The sequence below is a fragment of the Bradyrhizobium sp. CIR18 genome (assembly GCF_014198295.1).
GTDB lineage: Bacteria > Pseudomonadota > Alphaproteobacteria > Rhizobiales > Xanthobacteraceae > Bradyrhizobium.
Genome location: NZ_JACIHF010000009.1, coordinates 99071 through 119960 on the forward strand (window position 1 = coordinate 99071; position 20890 = coordinate 119960).

General features: G+C 63.3%; 17 protein-coding genes and 2 pseudogenes. 3 read left to right on the plus strand and 16 right to left on the minus strand.

The genetic code is table 11. From position 1 onward, the window contains the following. Positions 1–172 precede the first annotated feature (172 nt). The 12 genes and pseudogenes from GGD65_RS25750 to GGD65_RS25805 all read right to left on the minus strand — a co-directional run bounded on the left by GGD65_RS25750 (position 173) and on the right by GGD65_RS25805 (position 13872). Positions 173–328 (minus strand): hypothetical protein, encoded by a 156-nt coding sequence (locus tag GGD65_RS25750; protein WP_179734490.1) that lies wholly within the window; start codon positions 326–328, stop codon positions 173–175. Between the two features lie 5 nt (positions 329–333). After that, positions 334–795 carry a hypothetical protein gene (locus GGD65_RS25755; RefSeq protein WP_183237001.1) on the minus strand — a complete coding sequence of 154 codons (462 nt, stop codon included), beginning with the start codon at positions 793–795 and terminating at the stop codon, positions 334–336. A gap of 2126 nt (positions 796–2921) precedes the next feature. After that, positions 2922–3422, minus strand: coding sequence for a hypothetical protein (locus GGD65_RS25760; protein ID WP_183237002.1), 501 nt, complete (start codon positions 3420–3422; stop codon positions 2922–2924). Next, complete coding sequence (locus GGD65_RS25765) at positions 3422–3670, minus strand: hypothetical protein (protein WP_179734497.1); 249 nt, start codon at positions 3668–3670, stop codon at positions 3422–3424. Before GGD65_RS25765 ends, GGD65_RS25760 begins: the two co-directional genes overlap by 1 nt. A gap of 912 nt (positions 3671–4582) precedes the next feature. Continuing rightward, positions 4583–5008 (minus strand): annotated as a pseudogene (locus GGD65_RS25770) (type 2 isopentenyl-diphosphate Delta-isomerase); the annotation flags it as partial. Further along, a complete protein-coding gene (locus GGD65_RS25775) occupies positions 4995–5897 on the minus strand; it encodes a terpene synthase family protein (protein WP_183237003.1) in 903 nt (300 codons plus the stop codon). The pseudogene GGD65_RS25770 and the gene GGD65_RS25775, both read right to left, overlap by 14 nt. Further along, the gene (locus GGD65_RS25780) at positions 5894–7441 is read right to left on the minus strand and encodes a hypothetical protein (RefSeq protein ID WP_183237004.1); all 1548 of its coding nucleotides are present in this window, start codon (positions 7439–7441) and stop codon (positions 5894–5896) included. The genes GGD65_RS25775 and GGD65_RS25780 overlap by 4 nt, the downstream gene beginning before the upstream one ends. A gap of 232 nt (positions 7442–7673) precedes the next feature. After that, complete coding sequence (locus tag GGD65_RS25785) at positions 7674–8666, minus strand: polyprenyl synthetase family protein (protein WP_183237135.1); 993 nt, start codon at positions 8664–8666, stop codon at positions 7674–7676. 134 nt (positions 8667–8800) lie between these two features. Further along, complete coding sequence (locus GGD65_RS25790; RefSeq protein ID WP_183237005.1) at positions 8801–10144, minus strand: cytochrome P450; 1344 nt, start codon at positions 10142–10144, stop codon at positions 8801–8803. Continuing rightward, the gene (locus tag GGD65_RS25795) at positions 10144–10989 is read right to left on the minus strand and encodes an SDR family oxidoreductase (protein ID WP_179734504.1); all 846 of its coding nucleotides are present in this window, start codon (positions 10987–10989) and stop codon (positions 10144–10146) included. The genes GGD65_RS25790 and GGD65_RS25795 overlap by 1 nt, the downstream gene beginning before the upstream one ends. Beyond that, complete coding sequence (locus GGD65_RS25800; protein WP_183237006.1) at positions 10976–12574, minus strand: cytochrome P450; 1599 nt, start codon at positions 12572–12574, stop codon at positions 10976–10978. Before GGD65_RS25800 ends, GGD65_RS25795 begins: the two co-directional genes overlap by 14 nt. A gap of 95 nt (positions 12575–12669) precedes the next feature. Then, entirely contained in the window at positions 12670–13872 is a 1203-nt protein-coding gene (locus tag GGD65_RS25805) for a cytochrome P450 (RefSeq protein ID WP_183237007.1), read from the minus strand. Between the two features lie 1319 nt (positions 13873–15191). Between GGD65_RS25805 and GGD65_RS25810 the strand changes: the two are divergent. From GGD65_RS25810 to GGD65_RS25820, 3 genes and pseudogenes are all read left to right on the plus strand, one after another. Next, a pseudogene (locus GGD65_RS25810) lies at positions 15192–15822 on the plus strand (FMN-binding negative transcriptional regulator). Between the two features lie 272 nt (positions 15823–16094). After that, positions 16095–16544 carry a hypothetical protein gene (locus GGD65_RS25815; RefSeq protein WP_183237008.1) on the plus strand — a complete coding sequence of 150 codons (450 nt, stop codon included), beginning with the start codon at positions 16095–16097 and terminating at the stop codon, positions 16542–16544. Positions 16545–16597: 53 nt separating this feature from the next. After that, the gene (locus tag GGD65_RS25820) at positions 16598–17503 is read left to right on the plus strand and encodes a TauD/TfdA family dioxygenase (RefSeq protein WP_183237009.1); all 906 of its coding nucleotides are present in this window, start codon (positions 16598–16600) and stop codon (positions 17501–17503) included. 187 nt (positions 17504–17690) lie between these two features. On the opposite strand, the gene GGD65_RS25825 is transcribed toward GGD65_RS25820, so the two are convergent. Genes GGD65_RS25825 through trbF form a run of 4 tightly spaced genes read right to left on the minus strand, consistent with a single transcriptional unit; the run spans position 17691 to position 20854 of the window. After that, entirely contained in the window at positions 17691–17933 is a 243-nt protein-coding gene (locus GGD65_RS25825) for a DUF2274 domain-containing protein (protein ID WP_179734517.1), read from the minus strand. Positions 17934–17937: 4 nt separating this feature from the next. After that, complete coding sequence (locus tag GGD65_RS25830) at positions 17938–19143, minus strand: TrbI/VirB10 family protein (RefSeq protein WP_183237010.1); 1206 nt, start codon at positions 19141–19143, stop codon at positions 17938–17940. Beyond that, positions 19140–20174, minus strand: coding sequence for a P-type conjugative transfer protein TrbG (gene trbG / locus GGD65_RS25835; RefSeq protein WP_183237011.1), 1035 nt, complete (start codon positions 20172–20174; stop codon positions 19140–19142). The genes GGD65_RS25830 and trbG overlap by 4 nt, the downstream gene beginning before the upstream one ends. Beyond that, positions 20171–20854: a conjugal transfer protein TrbF gene (gene trbF, locus GGD65_RS25840; protein ID WP_183237012.1), complete on the minus strand. Its 684-nt coding sequence runs from the start codon at positions 20852–20854 to the stop codon at positions 20171–20173. Before trbF ends, trbG begins: the two co-directional genes overlap by 4 nt. Between the last annotated feature and the right edge of the window lie 36 nt (positions 20855–20890).

Sequence of the window (20890 nt, forward strand, 5' to 3'; positions counted from 1 at the left end):
CAATACTTTCAGCCCATAGACGGCCGAGGCTGCGCCGCCCCCTATGGTGCGCAAGCCGAACGACACATGATGGTAGCCGTCCGTTCCCGCCTTCTGGGTCGCGAGGCCAGAGGCTGGGATGCGGTACATCGCTCCTTGAGGATTGACGTCCCAGTTATCTCCGACCGCGCCGTCAAAGAAGATCGCGAAACCGCACGCGCCCGCATTTGTAGAGTTTTGTCACTGTCCCGGTGATTTTAGCGTCAATGACCTCATCGGCCAAAGCGACGAACTCAGCCTTGAAGACTGTCTTCTCAGTGTAGGCGCCCGCTCCGGTGTCCGTGGACACTCCGTCTATCGCACCCGTGACGCCCCGGCAGCCGCCGGTTGAACCACGAGGCAACGAGCGGTTTGCGCCGCTGTGTCCGCAAATGCTGGGCCAGTGATGACGCGCGCCATGCCGACCAGCGACCGCGTACCATCGCCGCTCTTGATCTCGGTGCCTTTGTTGCCGGCCCTCGTCGATGTCGCGTGAGCGGGCGTTGACGCTTCAAGCGTCATCGTGCCGGAATTCATATAAGCGCAAATGAGATAAGTCGTGCCCGGCATCAGGCCGGTTGCCGCAAGCGAAACGCCCGCCTCTGGAACGATCTGCGGAGCGCCTGCGATCGTTAGAAGATTTCCATTCCAAGGCGCCAGCACCAGGTTTCCGCCGGACAGTGTCAATCGGCACTGTCCATAGGTCTGCGGCACGCCGAGATTGTCCCTCGCCGTTGCTGCGTTCGCTACTTCCGATAGGTTGTTGTCGCCGGTCATAACGCGGCGCCATGAGCCCCCATGTGCCTGCGACGCAAACGCGCACATATGTTTCGCCGGGAGATTAACACGCGTGGCCAATGCTTGATGTATGTGCTTGCTCCGAACGCTTCTACCGTCAGATACCAGAAGTCACTTGCGGCCGGGGTGTTTGTTCCGGTCGAGTCCGATGAATAATAAGTGCCGGGAGCAACAACGGCATTGAAATCTTGCGACGCGCCTAACTGGACGGTTTGTTTGATACCGAGATTGCTGCGCGCCGTCGCCGCTGTTGCAGTTAGTTCAGACAGGTTGTTCGCGCTCGTCAGATCGCCGGCCCCGAACTGACCGGCAACATTGAAATCCCAATCTACCAGCGTGCCACTGCCGCTGATCTTGTCGACATTGATGGCGACGCACCATCATAGTAGGTCGCAACGCCTTCCGTCCACTTGGTTGTATCGCCATTCGACGTCGCCCGAACGCGCGCGCCGATCTGATAGGCCAGACCGGCCTGGCTGGCGAGATCCTTACTCCCCGTGCCGATCGTGCGTGGCGAGGTCGACGTTCCGCCATAGCCCTTTGCCGGCGCACCGCTCTGAAAGTGCCGTCAATGTAAATTCCTTGCTGCTCTATGGGAGCCATTTGCCATCGATTTTCCACCTGACTTTGCCGGTGGATGGTTGGAAGGCAATCCAGCCGCGTTCGTCCGGTGGCGGGCCCAACGACATCTTCATGCCACCGATGAATGATCCGCGTGCTGATGCCGCTTGCGGCAACGTAGTCTCGCCCGGCGATATCACGCTGAGTTTCCAACACGGTGATGGCGTGTCCCTCAAGTTTTGCCGGTGCGGTGGCCAATGCCGATCGTATCTTTTGCTCGTCCGCCTCGGTATTGCTGGGGCACGGACTAAAGCCGCGCAGAAACTCAAATGCTCGCCATGGCTCCAGGTGCTCGCTACCGGCCTCCAGTGACGTAATCCGAAAACCGGACGGGCCATGCTGTTCCGAAATTCCCGCGACCGACACCTCGAATGGACTCGCCGCGCCCATTGCGTCCATCCGGTCGTTCAGCTCCATTAGCGTTGGACCAACCGTCTGCTTAAACTCGGCAAACCCGCCTGCGGTCATCGTCGATAGAGCGAGCCCGACCGCCTGGAAAACGACGAACGCCTCCGCTCGAACCGTCGCCGCAGCCCGAAACTGAGGGAGCAAGATCGCCCTGTTGCAGATCGCGGTAATCGTTTGATCTGCCGTATTCCAGACTAGCGCGTCTGAAACGAGATGCGCACCGTCTGAGGCGACGATGAGGTTAGCTGCCGACATTATCAAACTCCTTGAATTGAAAGTTGACTGTCCGTGCGGCACTCACATGGAACGAACCGCCAATGGCGATGCCCGCGCCGATAACCGTGCCGGCTATGGCTGGGAGGGCAAGCGCGCTCGCAATTGCACCGCCCAACGGACGAGCAACGCCGCTACCGCGACAAGCGCAACCAGCCCAATAGCCTGCTTCGCACCGCCGTTGCCTCCCGACTTCGCCAATCACGACGCAGCACCGCCTCGCCGTTCATCTCAAGGATGGTCGGAAAACCTTTCTTGAACTGCCAGCCATACTTGCGGCCACGCGTAGCCCAATCAGAGCGGCGCAGGAAGGCTGTCACGGTCTCGCGCGGCAGCGCGTCTCGCGCGCGACCTCGGCGCGTGGCATCACGACATGCAGAACTGGCCGGCGGGTGTCGACGACGTTATTGCTAGTCGTCATGTCCGACTCTTCTTTCGGAGTTGCGCCTGCAGTTCGAGCACGACCTCCATCGGTTCACGGTCGCAGCCTCAATCGTGGCTGACGATCTAGCGGACTGGCGGCAAACTTGCTGCGGCCCAGCGCAGCAGCCAGGGCGTTCTTTAGGTTGCTCAGTTCGTACGGGTCGTGCGGGCCGCGCTGCAGTTCTATACCCCTCCGGAATAGCACCACTGCCTCAGGCGTGATGTGCACACGATGCACAAGCGCCGTTTCGGCGTTGGTGATTTCGCCCGAAACTTCTGCCCGGCGCATTCGGAGGTGGGGCGCAGCATCCTCCGGATCCCCAAGGAGACGCGGAACTCCAGCAGAGGCGGTGACTTCGGCTGCTCGGCGAACCTCTTGTCTAGATCGTCAGCTTCCTTTCGGAGGCCGGAAAGAAGGGCGCTGAGTTCAGCCTGTTTGGCAAAGAGCGCCGCGTATCCGGCTCGAGTCCAGAAGCGTCGGGAAGACAAATGCGTCGGCGGGTTTCTTTTTCAAAATTGCCATTAAAATAGATCCTTATGAGATTTGCAAAAACCTCACCCTTGACGAGGCCAGCGATGCTATACGGGGCCTGTTGATGCGACGCGAGTGCGCCGGGCAACACGAAACGTGTTACACTGTCTTCCGGCCTATGTGCTGAAAGCTCGCGCCAGCCATGCACGAACTCGAAACGATGGCCGCGGATGTCGTCGACGGCTTCGGGCGCCCGGCCGACGGCGATCTCGGATTTCAAATCCAGAAATTCGAGCGCCGAGCGCGGAATGCTGTCGGGTGCATCGGTCGACAAGACCGCGCCGCCTGGCGTCATGGCGGAATAGGCGCGTGCGTGCTCCGCCGCCTCGTGCAATTTCGGAGCCGACATCAGCGTGGCAAGCAGGGGGCCGGCGTCGCGTTGAGCAAGTTCTGGTGCGTAGCCAGGACCACCGAGTGGTAGCAGATCGGCTTCTTGCAGCCGCCGAGCGACGCTATAGCCGCGCGATCGGCGAAAGCCAATGGTTCGCTCGATGCGTCGAGCACGCTATCTAGCGTGGCCAATTGGCCATCCTCCATAAATGTCAAGTTGCGAATGTTGGTGGAAATAATAAGCCGATTGGCGGCTTCACGGCTCAAGAGGTGGCGACGCCGGTTGGGTGGCCGGCGCGCCAAAGTTTTGCACGTCACGTCGAGATAAGCACATAAATACGGTCCCACCGGCGCGCGGGGACGCGTGTCCAGAAAGAAAGTTGGCGGTTAGTTCAGAATGTCACACCAAGGCGGTGTGCATCACGCCAAACTACCGTGCATATCGTATCGACGTCCGCGCTTGGAACGCGCAGGCCGAAGGCTGCGGGCACGAAAGGCGCGTTAGGAGTCTGGACGACCGCCGAGGACGCGGTGAGGTGGCGGACCTTGCAGCGCAGCGGGCTACCATCAATCAAGATCTGTCCGGTGCAAACGTTGCTTTTCCGCTCGCTCACCACGTCTCGCCGCTCCCCAATATAGCGCTATGGAGGTATTGATCCAAAATTGGGCCGGACCGTGGTGATGCCACGCCGCGTGCCTTTCCTCCATGGCCGATAGCGCAGCCAGTGCAGCATCCTGCGCGGCGACCGCCCGTTCGGCCTGCTTTCGGAAGGCCCCGGCGGTCGGCGGCAATCTCGCGTGCTGTCAAACGGTCTAAGCTGGCTTCCAACACTTCGCGATGCTCTCCCAGGGCAGCAGCAACGTGCGGCGCGTCCATCGCCGCGACAAGCGCGTATTCATGGCCGCTCGCAGGGCCAACGAATGAGCGCGGCGTCGCGGTCGCATTGCGGTGCTGACGATAACCCATGAACTCGGCGCCTGGGGCAACCCCATCCTGGACAAGGCTCAGTAAAGGTGCAAGGCCAGCATTACTCCGAGCTGCGATGAACGACGCGCGAGAGCCATACCCGCGCGGTCTATTTCGAGTCGACGATTGTCGTTGCAGAATGCCATCGTAGCGGCCCAGCGCGCGGCTCGCGTGCGGGTATAGTCCTCGCCCAACGGCTGCGAAGGCTGTTGCACGTCTGGGGCCAGGCGGCGCAGCGTGCGCGTTAACCCCTGGGAGTTGCGGGATTGCAAGCTCACGCGCTGCGAACCGACGCCCATGGCGATCCCCAAGGCTTGCGCTGCCTCGCTCAGATGCCGGTTGATGGCCTCAGCGCGTGGCATGCCGCCGGTCATGGAGCTGATCAGCAGCGGCGGGCGCATGGTCTTGCCCAGCAGCGAGGCGCGCAGGTCGATTTGCGTCAGGTCCACCCGGGCAATGCGCAGTGCTCCCAGCCGGCTGCGACCGTGGCCGGGGCCACTCGCCGATCCAGCACTCCTTGCGCCGGCCCAGGGCGGTGTCGCTCCTGCTCGCTCCATCCCATCGGACGACGGCGTTGCGTCGGATCGGACCGCGGCAGCGCGCACGCCGCCGCCTCCCGCGCGTTCAGGCCGGCGCATGCTGGCCTCCCCCCGCAGGGTCGCTGCGGTAGCGGCTGGCCGAGGTCTGGTAGTACTGCGCGCGGATGGCCGCCATGGCCTCGATCAACGGTCCCCACGGCGCCGGAAAGCGTTCTTCCGCCATCACCCGGTGCAGCATGCGCGTATAGCCGGCCAGCTCGTCGTTGAGGAACTCTACCACAGGCATAGCTGGATAGCGCTGCAGCAGCAGGATCGCCGCGTTGTCGGCCTCGCCGGCCCACCTGTCCTTGTCGCGTCCATGCAGATCGTTCTGCAGGCGCCCTATCGCGGAGATGAGCCGCAGGACCTGGCGAAAGGCCGGACGCGCGCGCAAGGTCGCCATGTCCAGCCCCCACAGCAACGACAGGCAACAGAACACGTTCGCGTAGGCGATCGAATCGATGCCGTTGTGCAGGTACTCGGCGTAGGACCAGCGTTCCGCCCCTACCGCCTGCGCGTGTCCGGCGCGCAGCGCCGCGCAGTAGCACCGGGTATCCTCGAGAAGCTGAGCATAGTCGCGACGATCGTAGGCGAGCGCGGCCAGGGAGGCGCGCAGCACAGCGCAGCCCTCGAATCCGGGGAGCGCGCACGGCTCGCCCTGCCCCAGCGCCTGTTCCACCGCGGCGACCTGCTCCGGCGCGATCAGGCCAAGGTCGTTGCAATCGTCGAGCCAGAACAGCAGCGCCAGTTCGCGATAGAACGCCACGATCAGCGTTTCGTCCTGCGGATCGCGACCGGTGCGGGCGCTGGTGTCGCGCAGGCTCGGGTGGATGCGCTGCAGGATGTACTGGCCGCCCCTGACCGCTTCCACGGCATGATCGTCGGCGAACCCGGTCAGGGAACGCCCCCACTCCAGCACCTGCTGCAGCGCGCGTTCGGTCTGGATCACGGCGCCGCTCCTGCTCCCTCGGCCAGGACGCGCCGCCCCCAACGATGCGCCAGCCACAACCCGGCGAGTTCGGCCACGCGCACGACCCGAGTGGGGCAATACAGTTCCTTGCCGATCCACAGCGGCGTCTGCGGCAATGCATGCGCCGCATGGCGGGCGAGCATCCACTCCAGCGCACGCGCCACCACCTGCGCGATGCGCCGGCGCTCTGTCGCCTCTTCGCTCCAGTCCATCACGTGTAACGCGAACAGCGCATAAGCGGTTTCCTCGAACGTGGACGCGCGACCGGCGCCCCAGCCGCCGTCGTCACGCTGCGCCTGCAGCAGCGCCGACAGCGCACGCTCGTCGCGCCACTGGGGCTTGCCTTGCGCCAGCGCAGCGACCGCATGCGCGGTGGGATACAGCCACGAAACGTGCCATTTTTCGTTGTCCCATAGACCGTGCGGGTTGCGATTGGCCTCGACGTACGCGCTGGTGCCCGCGGCGGGCTTTCCCAAGAGTCGCAACGCATGCAGGGCATGGATGTTGGTCGACACCGAGGCATTGCGCTCGCCGGGGAAGGTGACGAACAGCTCGCCGATTTCGAAACTGCGCAACGCATCGACCGCCGGGGCGCGGCCTGCAAGGTGAAGGACGCACAACGCAACGGCGGTGTCGTCCGCATCGGCCGCGAAGTGCAAGGCGGGGCCCAGGCCGCGCACGCCCAGACGGGCGTCGAGCTGCGCGACGATCACGCGGACCGCCTCGGCGAGCGCGGGATGCGCGAACAGCCCGGCCAGATGCAGGGTGTACAGCGACCAACATGGCTCGAACACATTGATCGGCCAGACGTTGGGGACGACACCTTCGATGCCGCTGCGCGTCGCCCGTGATGCCATCTCCAGATACGCGTCGACGCGCCATATCTGCGGCGTGCGCCCCCGTGTCATGGCATGCGCACGCCAGGCGGCAGTGGCCGCCGGACTGATGCCGATGCTGCCGTCGTCATCCGGGCATGCGGTGGTCGGCGACGTCCCCCAGGCTTCCCAGGAGTGCAGCAACGGATGGCCGCTCGGCAACATCGCCACCGCCCCTAGCTTGACCAGGCGCGCTTGACGCAACGGCAACAGCGCTGGATGGCGCGGAAGCGCTAAGCCACCCAGCAAGGATGCGGCCTCACCGCAAAATTGTGGCAGGATCAGCTCCGCGCCGATGGGCGCGTCTTCCGGCACCGCATGCGCGTAGGGATCGGGTTGGCGCTGGAGGAACTGCGTTGCAGCTTGGACCGCGTCGGCAGCACCAGGAACAGGATCACGCTGCAATGCCAGTAACGCCGCCCACGTGGGCGCATGGCGGAACAGCGGGAAGTCCGCGCTTCCCCACCCGCCGTCGGCCTGTTGCTGCGCGATGAGCCACGCGTATGCGTCCTGCCGACCGGCGACGTTGCCGTGGAAGCGCAGCGCTTGCGCCGTGTCGTAGACAGACGGACCGACGCTGCCGCCATCGCTCATTTCGCTCAGCAGGCCGCGCAAGTCGGAAAGGATCTGTTCGGACAGCGCGTTCACGCGGGATGTTCCTTTTGCACACGGTCGACGAGAACCAAAATTGGGCAGACGCCGCGCATGCCGCCGCAGGCCCGTCGCATAGGCAGCGCCGGACGGCCACCGTGCTTCGGCGCGGCGACCCGATGCTGGCGCCGGTCCGCCGCATAGGCTTGCGCACAGCGCGCCGCGGCAGGCAACCGCTGCAATAAACGCCGCGGACTCATCGCAGCGGCACAGGGTGACACCGGCGCGCTCATGCGCATGGCGCGTGCCTGAACAGATACGCGTTGGCCCGCTGTAGGAGTTGCGCCAACCGTTCCGTACGCGGCCCCAGCGGCGCGATGGCCTCCCCGGCATTGCGCAACAGATCCAGCGCGAACTGACGTGCTGCCTGCACTCCCATGATCGACGCGCAGGTCGGCTTCTGCGCCGCCGCGTCCTTGCCGGGGGTCTTGCCCAGCGTTGCGGTATCCGCTGTCACGTCGAGAATGTCGTCGATCACCTGCAACGCCAAGCCGAAACAGGCGCTGTAGTGATCGAGCGCACAGTACAGCGCAGCGTGCGCGGCATCCTCCGCGATAACGCATAGCGCGCCCATGCGAACGGACGCGCGCACTAACGCTCCGCTCTTCATCCGGTGCATCTCCACGATCTTGTCCAGCTCGACGTGCTTTCCAACCAGCGACAGATCCATGGCCTGCCCGCCTGCGGCACCCTCGGCTGACACTGCCTGTGCCAGTTCGCGCACGAGCGCGATACGGTTGTCGCCCGGCGCATCCAGGCTCGCCAAGGTCAGGAAGGCGTGCGCCTGCAGCGCATCGCCGACCAGGATCGCAGTAGCTTCGCCGAACTTGACGTGCACGGTCGGAAGGCCGCGGCGAAGCACGTCGTCGTCCATCGCGGGCAGATCGTCGTGGACCAGGGTACAGGCGTGCATCATCTCGATGGCGGCGCCCACGTCGTCAAGCATGTGCGCCGGCGTGTCGGCCAGTGCGCCGGCAGCCAGACAGAGCAAGGCGCGGTTGCGCTTCCCGCCATGCAACGTGGCGTAGCGCATCGCCGCCATCAGCTCGGCCTCATGTTCGGCGCGGAGAAGACGCGCCAGCACGTGTTCGACCCGCTTTGCGCCGTCCTGCATCCAGATCTCGGGCAGCAGCCCGCCGGATGCGCCGCGCGCCTGAGCGCCCAATTCGCCTAGCGCGGAATCACCAGTTCTGTCGTTCTGTGGCGTGGAACCGGTCTGCATGTTCTTCATGTCCTTGTCCCCGACAGGCGAGCCGCCGCGGTGTTGTCGGCGTCGCACCGTGCGCGCGGGCCGAGTGCAGCAATGCCGCGCGTCGCCGGCGCCGCTGCCTCGTCACAGGGGCATGCGATGCCAGCTCAGGAGAATCCGATGCGGATAGTCATGGACGGATGTGCGGTCGGGTAATAGCGCTGGCCTCTTTCGACGCCGCTCAGCAACCGCGGCCGCGCCCCGGCCTCGTGCATGGTCAGCGCCAAGGCGATGCAGAACTGCACCAGTTCCAGGCATGCCAGGTGGTAGCCGATGCAGACGTGTGGGCCGGTACCGAACTGCAGCATGTCCGCCGGCCGGATCGGCTCGGTGCGTTGCAACCACCGCGCCAGGCGAAACTGATCAGGCGCGTCGTGCAGCAGCGCCGAGGTGGAGAAATGAAGCAGCGGGATGCACAGATCGGTGCCCGCAGGAATGCGCCGTTGGCCGAGTCGCAATTCACCAAGTGCGCGACGCACCAGGAGCGGCGTCGGTGGATGCACGCGCAGCGTCTCGCGGAACAGCGCCTCGGCGACCGGACACTGCGCCAGGTCCGCGTGCCGGGTCGGCACCGCGCCCACGCGTTGCGCCTCCTCGACCAGGGCGTCCCACAGCCCAGGCTGCCGCGCCAGCTCGATCACCATCCAGGCCATCGTTGAGGCGGTGGTGTCGTGGCCACCAAGCAGCAGCAAGCGGATATTGGCGACCAGGACCTCATCGGCGAGCGCATCGTCGCTGCAATCGAAGGCGCTCACCATGTCGTTGATCAACCCGGTGCGCGCGGCATGTTCACGCGCATCGCGGACGAACTCGCGCAACCGCGCATCGATCCAGTCGCGGGCGGAGCGGCCGCGCCGCAAAGGCAGTCCGGGCAGGTCGACCGGGGGCGCGACGATCAACTGCAGCAGTTGCCGGTACTTGCGATGCCATTCCGGCAGGTCCTGCGCGGGGATTCCCATGAGGCTGAAGATGAGCTTGAGCATCAGATCGCCGGTTTCGCGCAGGATGGTTATGTCGCCGCGGTCGCGCCACCTCTGCACCCGCGCCCGGATGACGGGCGCGAACAGCTCGCCGATGCCGGCCTGGGTCAGCCCCATAGGCAGGAACGCCGCCTGGATCGCATCGCGCGCCTGCCGGTGCGCGCCGCCATCCTGGGCGACCAACGTTCCGCCAAACAATTCGGGCGCGATCTCTTCGATCAGCGCTGAGGACACGTCCTTGTGCCGGAGCAGTGCGAACGCATCCGGATCCAGACTGGTCACCATGTGTCCGGCAGGGCCGAAGTCCAGCCAGAACTGGCGGCCCAGCGTCCGTTCCGCGCGCCGCAGCAGGCGCGGCAGGTCGCAGACGACGGCGGGAAGATGCCCGACCAAGGGGAAAGCGCCGGGCACGACCGGGATGTCGTACCGCAGCCGATGCCGACGGTTCAGCGGGTTGAGCAGCATGCCCATTAGCATCGCGCCGACGCGGCCGCTTCGGCGGTCTCGCCGGAAGGCCGCGCGGCGCGGCTGTTGCCACCGTCGGCGTACGTCGGCACATGCGCCAGCATGCCGCCGTCGATGCACACGACCTGGCCGGTGATGAACGCTGCATCGTCGGAGAGCAGGAACGCCACCAGCGCGGCCACGTCCTCGGGGCGGCCGACGCGCGGCAGGAGCTGGTGCCGGCGCAGATGCCGTTGCATGCACTCGTCCAGCTTGGCGAGGAGACGCTCGGTCATGATGAGACCCGGCGCAACCGCGTTGCAGCGGATCTGCGCATGACCGTACTGGGTGGCGAGCGAGGCCGATAGCATGTTCATCGCCGCCTTCGAGCTGGCGTAGGACGTCAGCGCGGTGTCACCGCTGAGCCCCTGGCACGACGACATGTTGACGATCGCGCCACCGCCGCGGGCGATCATCCGTGGAATGGCCTGCCGGCAGCAGAGCAACGTGCCGCGCAGATTGGTTGCCATGGTCTGGTCCCAGACCGCCAGGTCCAGGTCGAGGATCGCGCGGTCGCGCGGAGTCAGATGCATGGCGCCCGCGTTGTTCACGAGCAGGTCGACCGCACTGAAGTGCCGCTCCGCCGTCTCGAACAGCGCTGCCACCGCCTGCGCCTCGGCGATGTCGATGGCCAGGGTCAGCGCGTGGCCCGCCTCGGCCGCGATTTGCGCGGTGCAGGCCATGGCCGCCGAGCCATCGATGTCGGCGACCACCACTCTGCCGCCCTCGCGCGCGATGGCGAGGGCGCATGCCTTGCCGATACCGGCCCCGGCGCCGGTCACCACGGCCACCTTGCCCTCAAACCGTCCCATGATGTCCTCCTGGATTGCGTTGGTCTCTCGCGGCATGCTGCTCCGCCTCCGCCTGAGAAGGCGCACTGTCGGCGCTGGCGCGCTCGTCATCGCTAGCTTCGCTTTCGATGACCCGGATGGCGGCGACCGGGCACTGCCTGGCCGCGAGCCGCACGGCGGCGTGCAGCGCCTGCGGGACTGTCGCCCCGCACACTTCGGCCACGCCGTCCGGTTTGCGCTGGCGAAAGGTGCCCGGTAGCGTCAGCACGCACTGCCCGCTGGTCCCGCACAGATCCTGGTCGACCACGACGCACATCTCAGCCCTCTGCGCACGCAGCCGCACCGGCAGCGCGCGGAACGTCCTAAGGAACGCGGAGGGCTCCCGGGTCGGCTGCTCGGCCAATGCCAGGGTGGGGAAGCGCGCCTGAATCCGCGGCAAGCTCTCGGCCAACTGTACCCGGGCCAGTTGCGCACCGAGGCAGAAGTGGATGCCGTGGCCGAAGCTCAGCATGATCTTCCCGTCGGTCGACATGCCAGGACTGGTGCCGTAGAACCGCGCGGGATCGAAGCGGTCGGGATCGGCGAAGGCGTCGGGGTCGCGATTGCCGGACGCGATCAGCACGCGCACGTCCGCGTTCTTCGGGATCACCACGCCGCCCAATTCGATGTCGCGCTGCGCGATACGCGGAATGGAGCTGAACATTGCGGGCGCGTCGCAGCGCAGGACTTCTTCGACGAATGCCTTCACCTCCATGGCGTCTCCCTGCAGCCAGTGCCGCTGTTCGGGATACGCAAGCATCGCCAGGACCGCATGGTCGATGGTCGCAGCCGTAGTGGCGAAGCCGCCCAGCAGCATGCCCCACAACATGCTGATCAACTCCGCGTCCGACAGCGTGTCGGCATCATCGTCGTGTGCGCCGACCAGCATTGACACAATGTCGTGGCGGGCATCGGTGCGCTTGCGCAGTATGAGATCGCCGAAGTAGGCCTTCACTCTGGCACTGGCCGCGTCCGCTGCGGCGAGCTCGGGATCGCTGGCGTGCGGGCTCAGGCCTTCCAGAATGGCGCCGATGCCGGCGGCGAGCCCGAACATGTCGTCCTGGGGCATGCCAAACAGTTCGGCGAAGACCAGCATGGGCAAGGCCAGCGCGAATTCCCGATGCAGGTCCACGGCCTCCCCGCGCTCCAGCGCGGGTGCCATGCCGTCAAGGCGTGCCTCGACGATGCGCACGATGCTCGGCCGCAGATTGTCGATCTGGCGCATGGTGAAATCGCGCGAGATCAGCCGACGCAGACGCGTATGCGTTGGTGGGTCCTTCATCGCTAGCGTGGAGGCCAGCAGATCGAGCGACAGGCTGGTCGCCGCATGCGGAAAATAGCGCGCCAGTTCGCCTGGCGCCGGTCCCCGAAACGCATCGCCCGTGGCCTTGAGCGCCCAGTAGATGTCGGTGTGGCGGGTCAACAGAAAGAGGCCCGACGCCGCGCGATGCACCGGATCGTGCTCGCGCAACCACCGCATGAACGGATACGGGTCGTGGATGCACGCCGGCGACGCCAGTTCGGCGAAGGCGTCCCGGCATGCTGCCGTTGTTTCTTGCACGTCCATCTTGGTTACCTGTTGGCTGGCTGATCTGACCGGTGCGCGGCAGGCGCGCCGGCAAATCGCGGAGACGATCGCGATCCCCCAGCGGCGTCCGCACCTCACCAGAGCACCGGGAACTCCTCGAACCCGCCAGTGATGATCTCCTTGCGCAACTTCAGTTTTTCGGGCGCCACGGCCAGGCGCAGCGCGGGAAAGCGCTGGAAGATCGAACCGAACACCGCCTTGAGTTCCAGCCTGGCCAGCGGCCCGCCGATGCAGGAGTGCGGCCCGTAGGAGAACGCCAGGTGCGGCTTTTCCTGGCGTCCGATGTCGAAGATTTCCGGGTCGTCGAAATGGCGCGGATCGAACGACGTTGCCGGCAGGCCGATGAGCACCTTGCTCTCCGCGGGAATATGCACGCCCGCGACGGTCACGTCGGTCCTCGGATAGCGCATGATGCCGTCCCAGCCCGCGCCCGGCGGGTACATGCGAAGGATTTCCTCCACCGCCTTGTCCACCAGGGACGGATCGCCGACCAAGCGTTCGCGCTGTTGCGGATGGCGGAACATGGCCAGCAGGCCGCATTCGATCTGCGCGACGGTGCTCTCGTGCCCCGCCACCAGCATGCCGGCCGCCAGGCCGATCGCTTCTTCCTCGGTCGCCTCGCGCTGGTCGACCGCCGCGAGCAGATCCGTCAGCAGGTTGTCGCCCGGATCCTGGCGCTTGTCCCGCATCTTGCAGCGAATGTAGGCGCGCAGTTCTTCCCAGGCCAAGCGCGATGCGCTGCGCGGGCCGCTTTCATGCTGGTGCGTCATCACCTCATCGGACAGCCGGGCGAAAAAGGCGTGATCCTCGTAGAGCACGCCCATCAGCGCGCTGATGACCATGGCCGGAAGCGGAAAGGAGAGGTGGCGCCGCAAGTCGGCGGGCTGGCGCTGGGCCGCCAGGTTGTCGAACAACTGCGCAGCGATCGCCTCGACATGCGGCGCCAGCAGCTTCACCCTGCGGCTGCTGAAGGCCGGCGCCACGAGCGTGCGTAACCGGGCATGCTCGCCCCCCTCGTGCGAGACCAGCCACCCCGGCGAACCGAGAATTACCGAATCCGGGGTGAACGCCGTCGGCGGCATTCCCGCCGGCCGGAACGCTGCGTCGGACAGCGCCGCCTTGGCCTCGTCGTAGCCAGTCACCCACCAGCCTTCATGCCCTGACGGGAAACGCACGCGGTGGATCGGACCGTTGGCGCGTATCGCCAACATCTCGGGCGAGGGCTCAATGTGATCGACGCGCCACATCGGCAGCGTGGGTGGGGGTTGTTCGGACACGGTGGCACTTCACTCTCTAAGCGATGAAAGGGCGGAAGCTGCCCGCAGGCGCTGCGGGCAGCGGCTTCACGTGCGCTTGCGTTCACTTCTGTTCGTCGATGATGATCGGCGGGGAAGGCGGCCGAATCCTAGGGCCTCAAGTCGGCTTTAGCCATCTACCGAATCTTGTAGTAGCTCCCGTGAGCTAAACGCCTGGTGGTTCAAAAAATATGCGGAAAACTCTCTCGCCACGCGCTACCATACGAAACCTATTTCGGTGGGTATCCGCCTATGTTGGTTGGCTACATGCGCGTGTCGCCGGACTCAGACCGTCAGAACACGACTGCAGCGCGATGCGCTGCTCGCCGCCAGCATTGATCCCCGCCCCTGTTCGAGGATCACGCCTCGGGCGAAGGATGACCGCACCGGCTTGGCGCGGGCGCTCGCTGTCGCACCTGATCGCGATCGTGAGCTCGCTCGGACAATCGAGTGGCGTTCCGCTCCCTGAACGAGAACCTGGACACCACGACGCGCCCGGGCGAATTCCTGTTCCAGGTGCGGCGCGCTCGCGCAGTATGAGCGCGCTTTGATCCAGGAGCGCGTTGCAAGCCACTCGCGCACGTTCACGTTGCCACGTACGCCAAATTCGCGAAGCACATTCTCGTCGATCAAATACGCGGTCACGGAATCCGGCGCGGCGCAACCTCGCCCGTACGGCTTCGTCATCGAACCCAAGGTCCGCTAGCTCGCCAGCACCCGATACAGACTCAGGGGGACAGGCACTCTCGCTCGGGATACGCCTTGGCCTGTTCGGCCGCGGCCTCAACCTAATCGCGCGTCAGCGATGGAAAATCGTCGACAATCTCCTCGGCGATTGCACACGGGCGAGGGCGACCACCACGTAGACGAGAATCTTGGTGTTTTACATGGGTTCGTTACGATCACCTCCGACTTGTACCCATCGGCGGCGTTCATCGAAACGATGAAGACGGCTTTTGAGGCCGGCCGCGACATTGCCGAGATCAACGACTAGATCGCCAAACGCGACTCGGTGCGCGTAAGGAGAGCTGCCGGATCGCCTCATACAGGCACCGCCGGGGTGAGATCTCTAAAGGTCCATGAATGCCTAGCTCAGCCCGCAGGAGAATAGCTACGGAAACACCAACCCAACAGCAGCTCGACGGATTGAAGCGGCTGAGTGAAATCGCCGGGTCCCAGGTAACTTCGAAATCGTCACGTCAAAAGAGGAAGCAGAGAACCTCTACGGGAACGACTAAGATTGGCAGTTTTCTAGCCTATTGACTTGGGTTTATCTCGACGACCGCCAGCGGAGAGCCTCCATGTACATACCACTCCACTTTCGAGACGACGACATCGAGAACATTCGAGCAACAATCCGCTGCGCCCGATTGGCCAACCTGGTCACAGCGACATCAGATGGGCCAATTGCGACGCTTCTTCCGCTCTTCCTCGATGAGCGCGAAGGCGAACACGGTGCGCTGTACGGGCACCTGGCGAAGGGCAATCCGCAATGGCGCACGGCCCCGATCGGAGAAGCTCTGGCGATCTTTACTGGCGCAGAGGCTTACGTGACGCCATCCTGGTTTCCCAGCAAGCGACAAGCTGAACGTGTGGTGCCGACGTGGAACTACATCGCGGTCCACGCCCATGGGCCGATTGAGTTCTTCGAGGATCCCACTCGCCTGCTTGAGATTGTAACGCGTCTGACGAATATCCATGAGACGTCACGTGCGACGCCCTGGGCCGTCAGCGATGCTCCCGCGGATTTCATCGCCGCCCAGTTGCGTGAAATCGTCGGCGTGCGCATCCGGATCACCACGGTCGAAGGCAAACGCAAAATGAGCCAAAACCGCCCCGCGCCTGATCGCATTGGTATCGCCGCCGGGACTGGCAGCGAGCAAACTGGCACGGGACCAGGAAGTTGCAGCTCTTATCTTGGTTCAGGACTGAGACGATGATGTCCATGACCCGCCAACAGCGCCGCTCGACGGAGGGCGATCTTACATCTACAGCTCTCACAGACTTCAGCGGTCGGGCCATCAATTACCTCGCGAAATTCACGAACGGAACAGTCCGGCTTGCCGCACTGGTTGACACTTGTCATTATCCTGACAGAGGCACAATCTCGTGTCAGGCCCAGAACAACGCGCACATAGTAAGCGTTGAGACTTTCGAAAGCCCATTCGGCTTTGTGACTTTCCCGGCACCGCCTGGGATGGCCATTGCTGAAACAAATTGATTACCGCACGATGACGTGCCCCAGGTTCACGCATGAAATTCGCCATTGTCGCACAATACTCGATGACGCCAGTGCGGTGTTGCAAACCGTCAAAGCTATGTTGAGCGGCTTCAGCCGCGCGATCATCAATATGGATAGGTTTCGAGAGGAGTTTGAGCTCCCTTTCTCCATTCTTTTCCGCAACCTGGATATGTCGAAAAATGAAATTGAGCTCATGCATGGCAAGGATGGCGCCATTTTTCACGACACCTACGAGGCGCGCTCCTGCTGTCCATCGCTAATTGACATTCGAAGGGGTGAGTCGGTGATCGAGTTCTTTCGTCACTCGGCCCAACCACTGGCTCAGTTCGAGTACTCGCGCCAAATGCCACCGTTCGATCGCTGCCCATTGTCGAGTACATGTTTGTCTTCCGCTTGGCACGATGCTTGCTGAAGATGATCTGCTCCAATGGGCGAGGAAGAACTGCAAGGGCTTGGAAAAGCAAGATGAGCACAAACGCTTTAATTGGCGTCATTCCGAGCACCGATGTTGTGAAGCGTGCAGCGCGCATCGGTGCGGAAGTCAAAAATGTCAAGCTATCAGGCGAACTACCGGATCACACGATCGCCGCGATCAACAGCCTATTGCTCGAGCACAAGGTGATCTTCTTCCGCAATCAAGGACATCTCAATGACGCCGAGCAGGAGCGCTTTGCCGCTCGTCTCGGAAAGGTAGTGCCACATCCGATGCTCCGTGCTACCAAGGGGATGGCGTCGCTGCTCGAACTGGACTCCACGCGCGGCGGCGGTCGCGCCGACGTTTGGCATGCGGATGGAACCTTCGCCGACGCCTATCCTAAGATTTTGGTGCTGCGGGCCGTTGTAATGCCAACGTTCGGAGGCGACACCCTGTGGTCGAACACAGCTGCCGCTTATCTTGGTTTGCCGCCGCCGCTACAAAGGCTTGCCGAGGGCCTGTGGGCCGTTCACAGCAACGTCTTCGATTACGCCGGGATCGCGCGTGTCCGCGAGGTCGACAAGAAACACTTTGACGAGGTGTTCACCAGAACGGTTTTTGAGACCGAGCATCCCGTCGTACGCGTCCATCCCGAAACAGGCGAGCGGACGTTAGTGCTCGGCGCCTTGGTGAAGCACTTTGTTGGGATCCCCAAATACGACGGACAAAAGCTGTTCGATCTGCTCCAGTCTCACATCACCGCGCCCGAAAACACTGTGCGCTGGAACTGGTTAGAGGGCGATATTGCGATATGGGATAACCGCGCAACGCAGCATTACGCAGTCAACGATTACGGGGACCAGCATCGCGTCGTACGTCGGGCCACGATCGAGGGCGACGTGCCTGTCAGCGTCGGTGGCCGACGCAGTGTAACGCGGCTGAAGGTGACCAAATAATTGCACGTCGACGCCAGCGCTCTCGCGTCTGAAAATGAGAAAACCTGGTAATCGGAATTGTTTCGGCAGACGCGGGAACACACTTTCCGACACGATATCTCAGCTCTTAGCGCCAACTCGGCAGCGCCCAGGTTTGATCTACGCAACTATTTTGGCGACAAGCAACCGCTTCGGAAAACCTTGAGCGTCACTGTCCTTCCTCAGCGGCAGGAACGTGGCCTTGACGTTTCAGTTTAGAAAATCCTCGATCTGTGGCCATAAAGCGCGCCAACATGGGGGCGATGAGTTTAGTCGGATCGACCACTTGACCACCCTGACGCTTAAGCGCTTCTGCATATGCAATGAGATCACGATGCACGGCCGCAGGCAACTCCGTACTCACTTTGACGGGCTTTTCGTCTGGAAGCTCTCCTATTTTGAGTCTTGGCATGTTGTCAGCCTCTATACGGCGTAAGTATGAGGTCACGATTGACAAGAACACGAACAGGGAAGCCCGGTCGTACGGTCAAAGTAGGCTGGATGTTGAGACTGCGTCGAACCACCTGCTGTCCAGTTTGATTTAGTGAGTCGGAGGCGCCGTGTCGCAATGCCTGGATGATCGCGCTGTCGTTGCTATTTGTGTCCGAACCTGCCCCTAGTTCGGTACCGACCGCCAGAAACGTCGATAGTGCCGCAGCCTTAAACAGCTCGCCCCAGTGATTGTCGGCCTGGTCTTCGAGGCCGGCGTATCCTGCGGTGTCAGCGCCAGGCTGCCGCTCGAGAACGATTGAACGTCCATTCGGCATGATCAGCCGTGTCCAGACGAGCAGGACACGGGACTGGCCGAAGGTGACCTGACTATCGTACATACCAATTAGACGCGCTCCCTGAGGCACAAGCAGAAAACGGCCGGTCGGCGTGTCATAGACGTTCTCGGTTACCTGCGCTGTGACCTGCCCTGGAAGGTCTGATCGGATCCCGGTGATCAGAGCTCCCGGAATGACCGTTCCAGCCTGCACGACATATGGTGAAGCTGGCCTCGTGATACGGTCAGGACTTACAGTGCGACGATCCACAGAGGCGTTCACGAAGGCAAGCTTGCGGTCCTGACCGTTTTGCGCAGATCCATCGTCGCCGGTGCTCGTTGCGTTCGGCGGCACGACGCGCTCGCTGCCAGCAGCGGCGGACGGACGCAATTCTCGTCCATTGGTCGAAGCGAACAGATGACTGATCCGAGCTGCTTCGGTCTCCTGGTCCCTCCGCTGCTGGTCTGGATCAGCGCCGCTCGTCGGCAACTGGCCTTGAGCGGCAAGGATCGGTCGACCGAGGTCGCCGGGAAGCGGCGGACCTAGCTGCGGAACTGTTTGGCGTGGAACGCCAGCATAATCCTTCGGCAGGGTCGTAATGCCGTCGGCAACATTGTGATGGTCGGTACTGTAAAGCTCATCGGCCACCTGGTTTCGGGATCGATTGTTCTGTAGCGACCATAGCACCGCTCCGCCGATGACAAGCAGGGCAACCGCGCTGCCGCCGGCCAGGACCTTCCGCGACAATCGTGTCACGCGCGGATGCTCCGCTCTCAGGCGGAAGCTCCCGGACCTGTCCTCTAGTGTCGCCGGCGGGACAGACTGCTCGTGATCGTTTCCATTCCCGCTGTTCATGACGACGGCCTCCCGTCCGTCCTGACAATCCTGACCTTCTGCTGGTGCTCACCGCCGAGCCGGAGTTCGGCGGCTGCAAAGAGCCGATCCACGATCAGCACACTGCCGTAGGCGCGGTAGTTGACGAGTTCGGTTTTGCCGTCCGGGCCAATCACAAAGAGTGGAGGCATCTCGCCCTGCACAATGCCCTGCGGGAATTCGACATAGACCTTACGGCCATCGTCATATGCGCCGAGCGGCCGCCACGGAGGACTGTCCCCTTCGATGGCGTAGCGGGAGATACGCTGCGCCGGATCCGGAAGAACGGGTTTCAGAGCGACTGAACGGGATCTTTCGCGCGCTGCTTCCGGATAGTACCAGGCAACAGACGGCATGTATGGCCGCTCCCGGGAGCGGAGTTCGATAAGGTAGGTGCGCCGGTCGGTATTGACGACTAGGTTGGTCTCGATGGACGCGCGGGTCGGCTTGACCAGGATGTGGACGCGTCGCGTGTCGCCGTTCCCGCTCTCAGTATCGCCTACGACCCAGCGAACGGTATCTCCGGCCGCGATCGGCCCTGATCCCGTCAACTGCTCTCCCTCCTCGAGCGCGATATCCGTGATCTGCCCCGGTGCGGCGTAAACCTGATAGAGTGCTCCAGGACTGTAGGCGTAAATCTGCGCTGCGTTGAAATACCCCCGCTTGCGCGGTTCGACCCGGGCTGCGCTGTTTGCGGTCTCAACCCGGCTCACGGGCTCAGCGTCTTCCTTCCCTCCCGACTTGCCGCCCAGAGCCGGCTTCCAGAGAGGCGGAACGTGAAGCGGTCGCGATCTGTCGTCGAGAGCCACTGGCGTCGCCGGCAGCGGAGGAACCTCAGCGTCATAGCTGATCTCCGGCGGTATATAAGTCGCGCACCCGCCGAGCGCCGATGAACAGAGCAAGAGCACGGACAGAAGCGCTCGCTTTGAGCCCACGAACTCGGACCGAGGCGAATTGAGCCTGCTTTGCGGGAGGGAACGTATCGAATGAACGTCAGACGGCGTCTTGGTCACTGACCCAACTCCTTTGACCAGTTGATGGCGCGGACGTAGACGCCAAGTGGATTCTTGCGGAGGCGTTCGGCATCGCGGGGTGTCTCGATCACGATCGAGAGAATCGCAGTCCAGCGCTCGGTCGAACTCAGCGAGCCGTTGTCGTAGACGCGCTGGGTCCACGCGACGCGAAAGCTTTCCGGCGACGCGCGAATGACGCTCGATACGTCCACGGAGATTTGCGCCTTGCCCAGCTTGGCAAAGGGGTCATTGTTACGCGCGTAGTCGTTGAGCACAGCGGCGCCGCGATCAGTCGTAAAATCATAGGCCCGGAGCCAATTCTGGCGCAGAACAATGCCGTCCGCGGGCAGGCCTCTGACATCTTCGATAAATCGCGCCAGATGGTAGGCGATCTGAGCGTCAGTAGGTTGATAATCGATGTTTGCCGGCGCAACCCTTTGAGCTTGGCCGAGATGATCGACTTCGACGACCCAGGGCGTGATCGAGCCTTGGTTCGATTGCCAGACAAGGCTACCTGCGAGACCGGCTGAAAGCATTAAGGAGCCGAACGCCATCAGGCGCCAGTTCTTGGCTTGCAGGCGCGCTGATCCAATGCGTTCGTCCCAGACCTGCGCTGCTTTCTGATACGGTGTGACCGGTTCGGGCATGCGCCCGTAATGAACGGAATTTCGTTTAAACATCGATGGTTGCCCCTGGTATCGAGTGATCGGTTTCAA

Coding starts and splice junctions, on each gene's coding strand:
- GGD65_RS25755 (WP_183237001.1), bottom strand. CDS start 795: ATGACCGGCGACAACAACCTATCGGAAGTAGCGAACGCAGCAACGGCG.
- GGD65_RS25760 (WP_183237002.1), bottom strand. CDS start 3,422: ATGTCGGCTCCGAAATTGCACGAGGCGGCGGAGCACGCACGCGCCTAT.
- GGD65_RS25785 (WP_183237135.1), bottom strand. CDS start 8,666: ATGCAGACCGGTTCCACGCCACAGAACGACAGAACTGGTGATTCCGCG.
- GGD65_RS25790 (WP_183237005.1), bottom strand. CDS start 10,144: ATGGGCATGCTGCTCAACCCGCTGAACCGTCGGCATCGGCTGCGGTAC.
- GGD65_RS25795 (WP_179734504.1), bottom strand. CDS start 10,989: ATGGGACGGTTTGAGGGCAAGGTGGCCGTGGTGACCGGCGCCGGGGCC.
- GGD65_RS25800 (WP_183237006.1), bottom strand. CDS start 12,574: ATGGACGTGCAAGAAACAACGGCAGCATGCCGGGACGCCTTCGCCGAA.
- GGD65_RS25820 (WP_183237009.1), top strand. CDS start 16,598: ATGAGCACAAACGCTTTAATTGGCGTCATTCCGAGCACCGATGTTGTG.
- GGD65_RS25825 (WP_179734517.1), bottom strand. CDS start 17,933: ATGCCAAGACTCAAAATAGGAGAGCTTCCAGACGAAAAGCCCGTCAAA.
- GGD65_RS25830 (WP_183237010.1), bottom strand. CDS start 19,143: ATGAACAGCGGGAATGGAAACGATCACGAGCAGTCTGTCCCGCCGGCG.
- trbF (WP_183237012.1), bottom strand. CDS start 20,854: ATGTTTAAACGAAATTCCGTTCATTACGGGCGCATGCCCGAACCGGTC.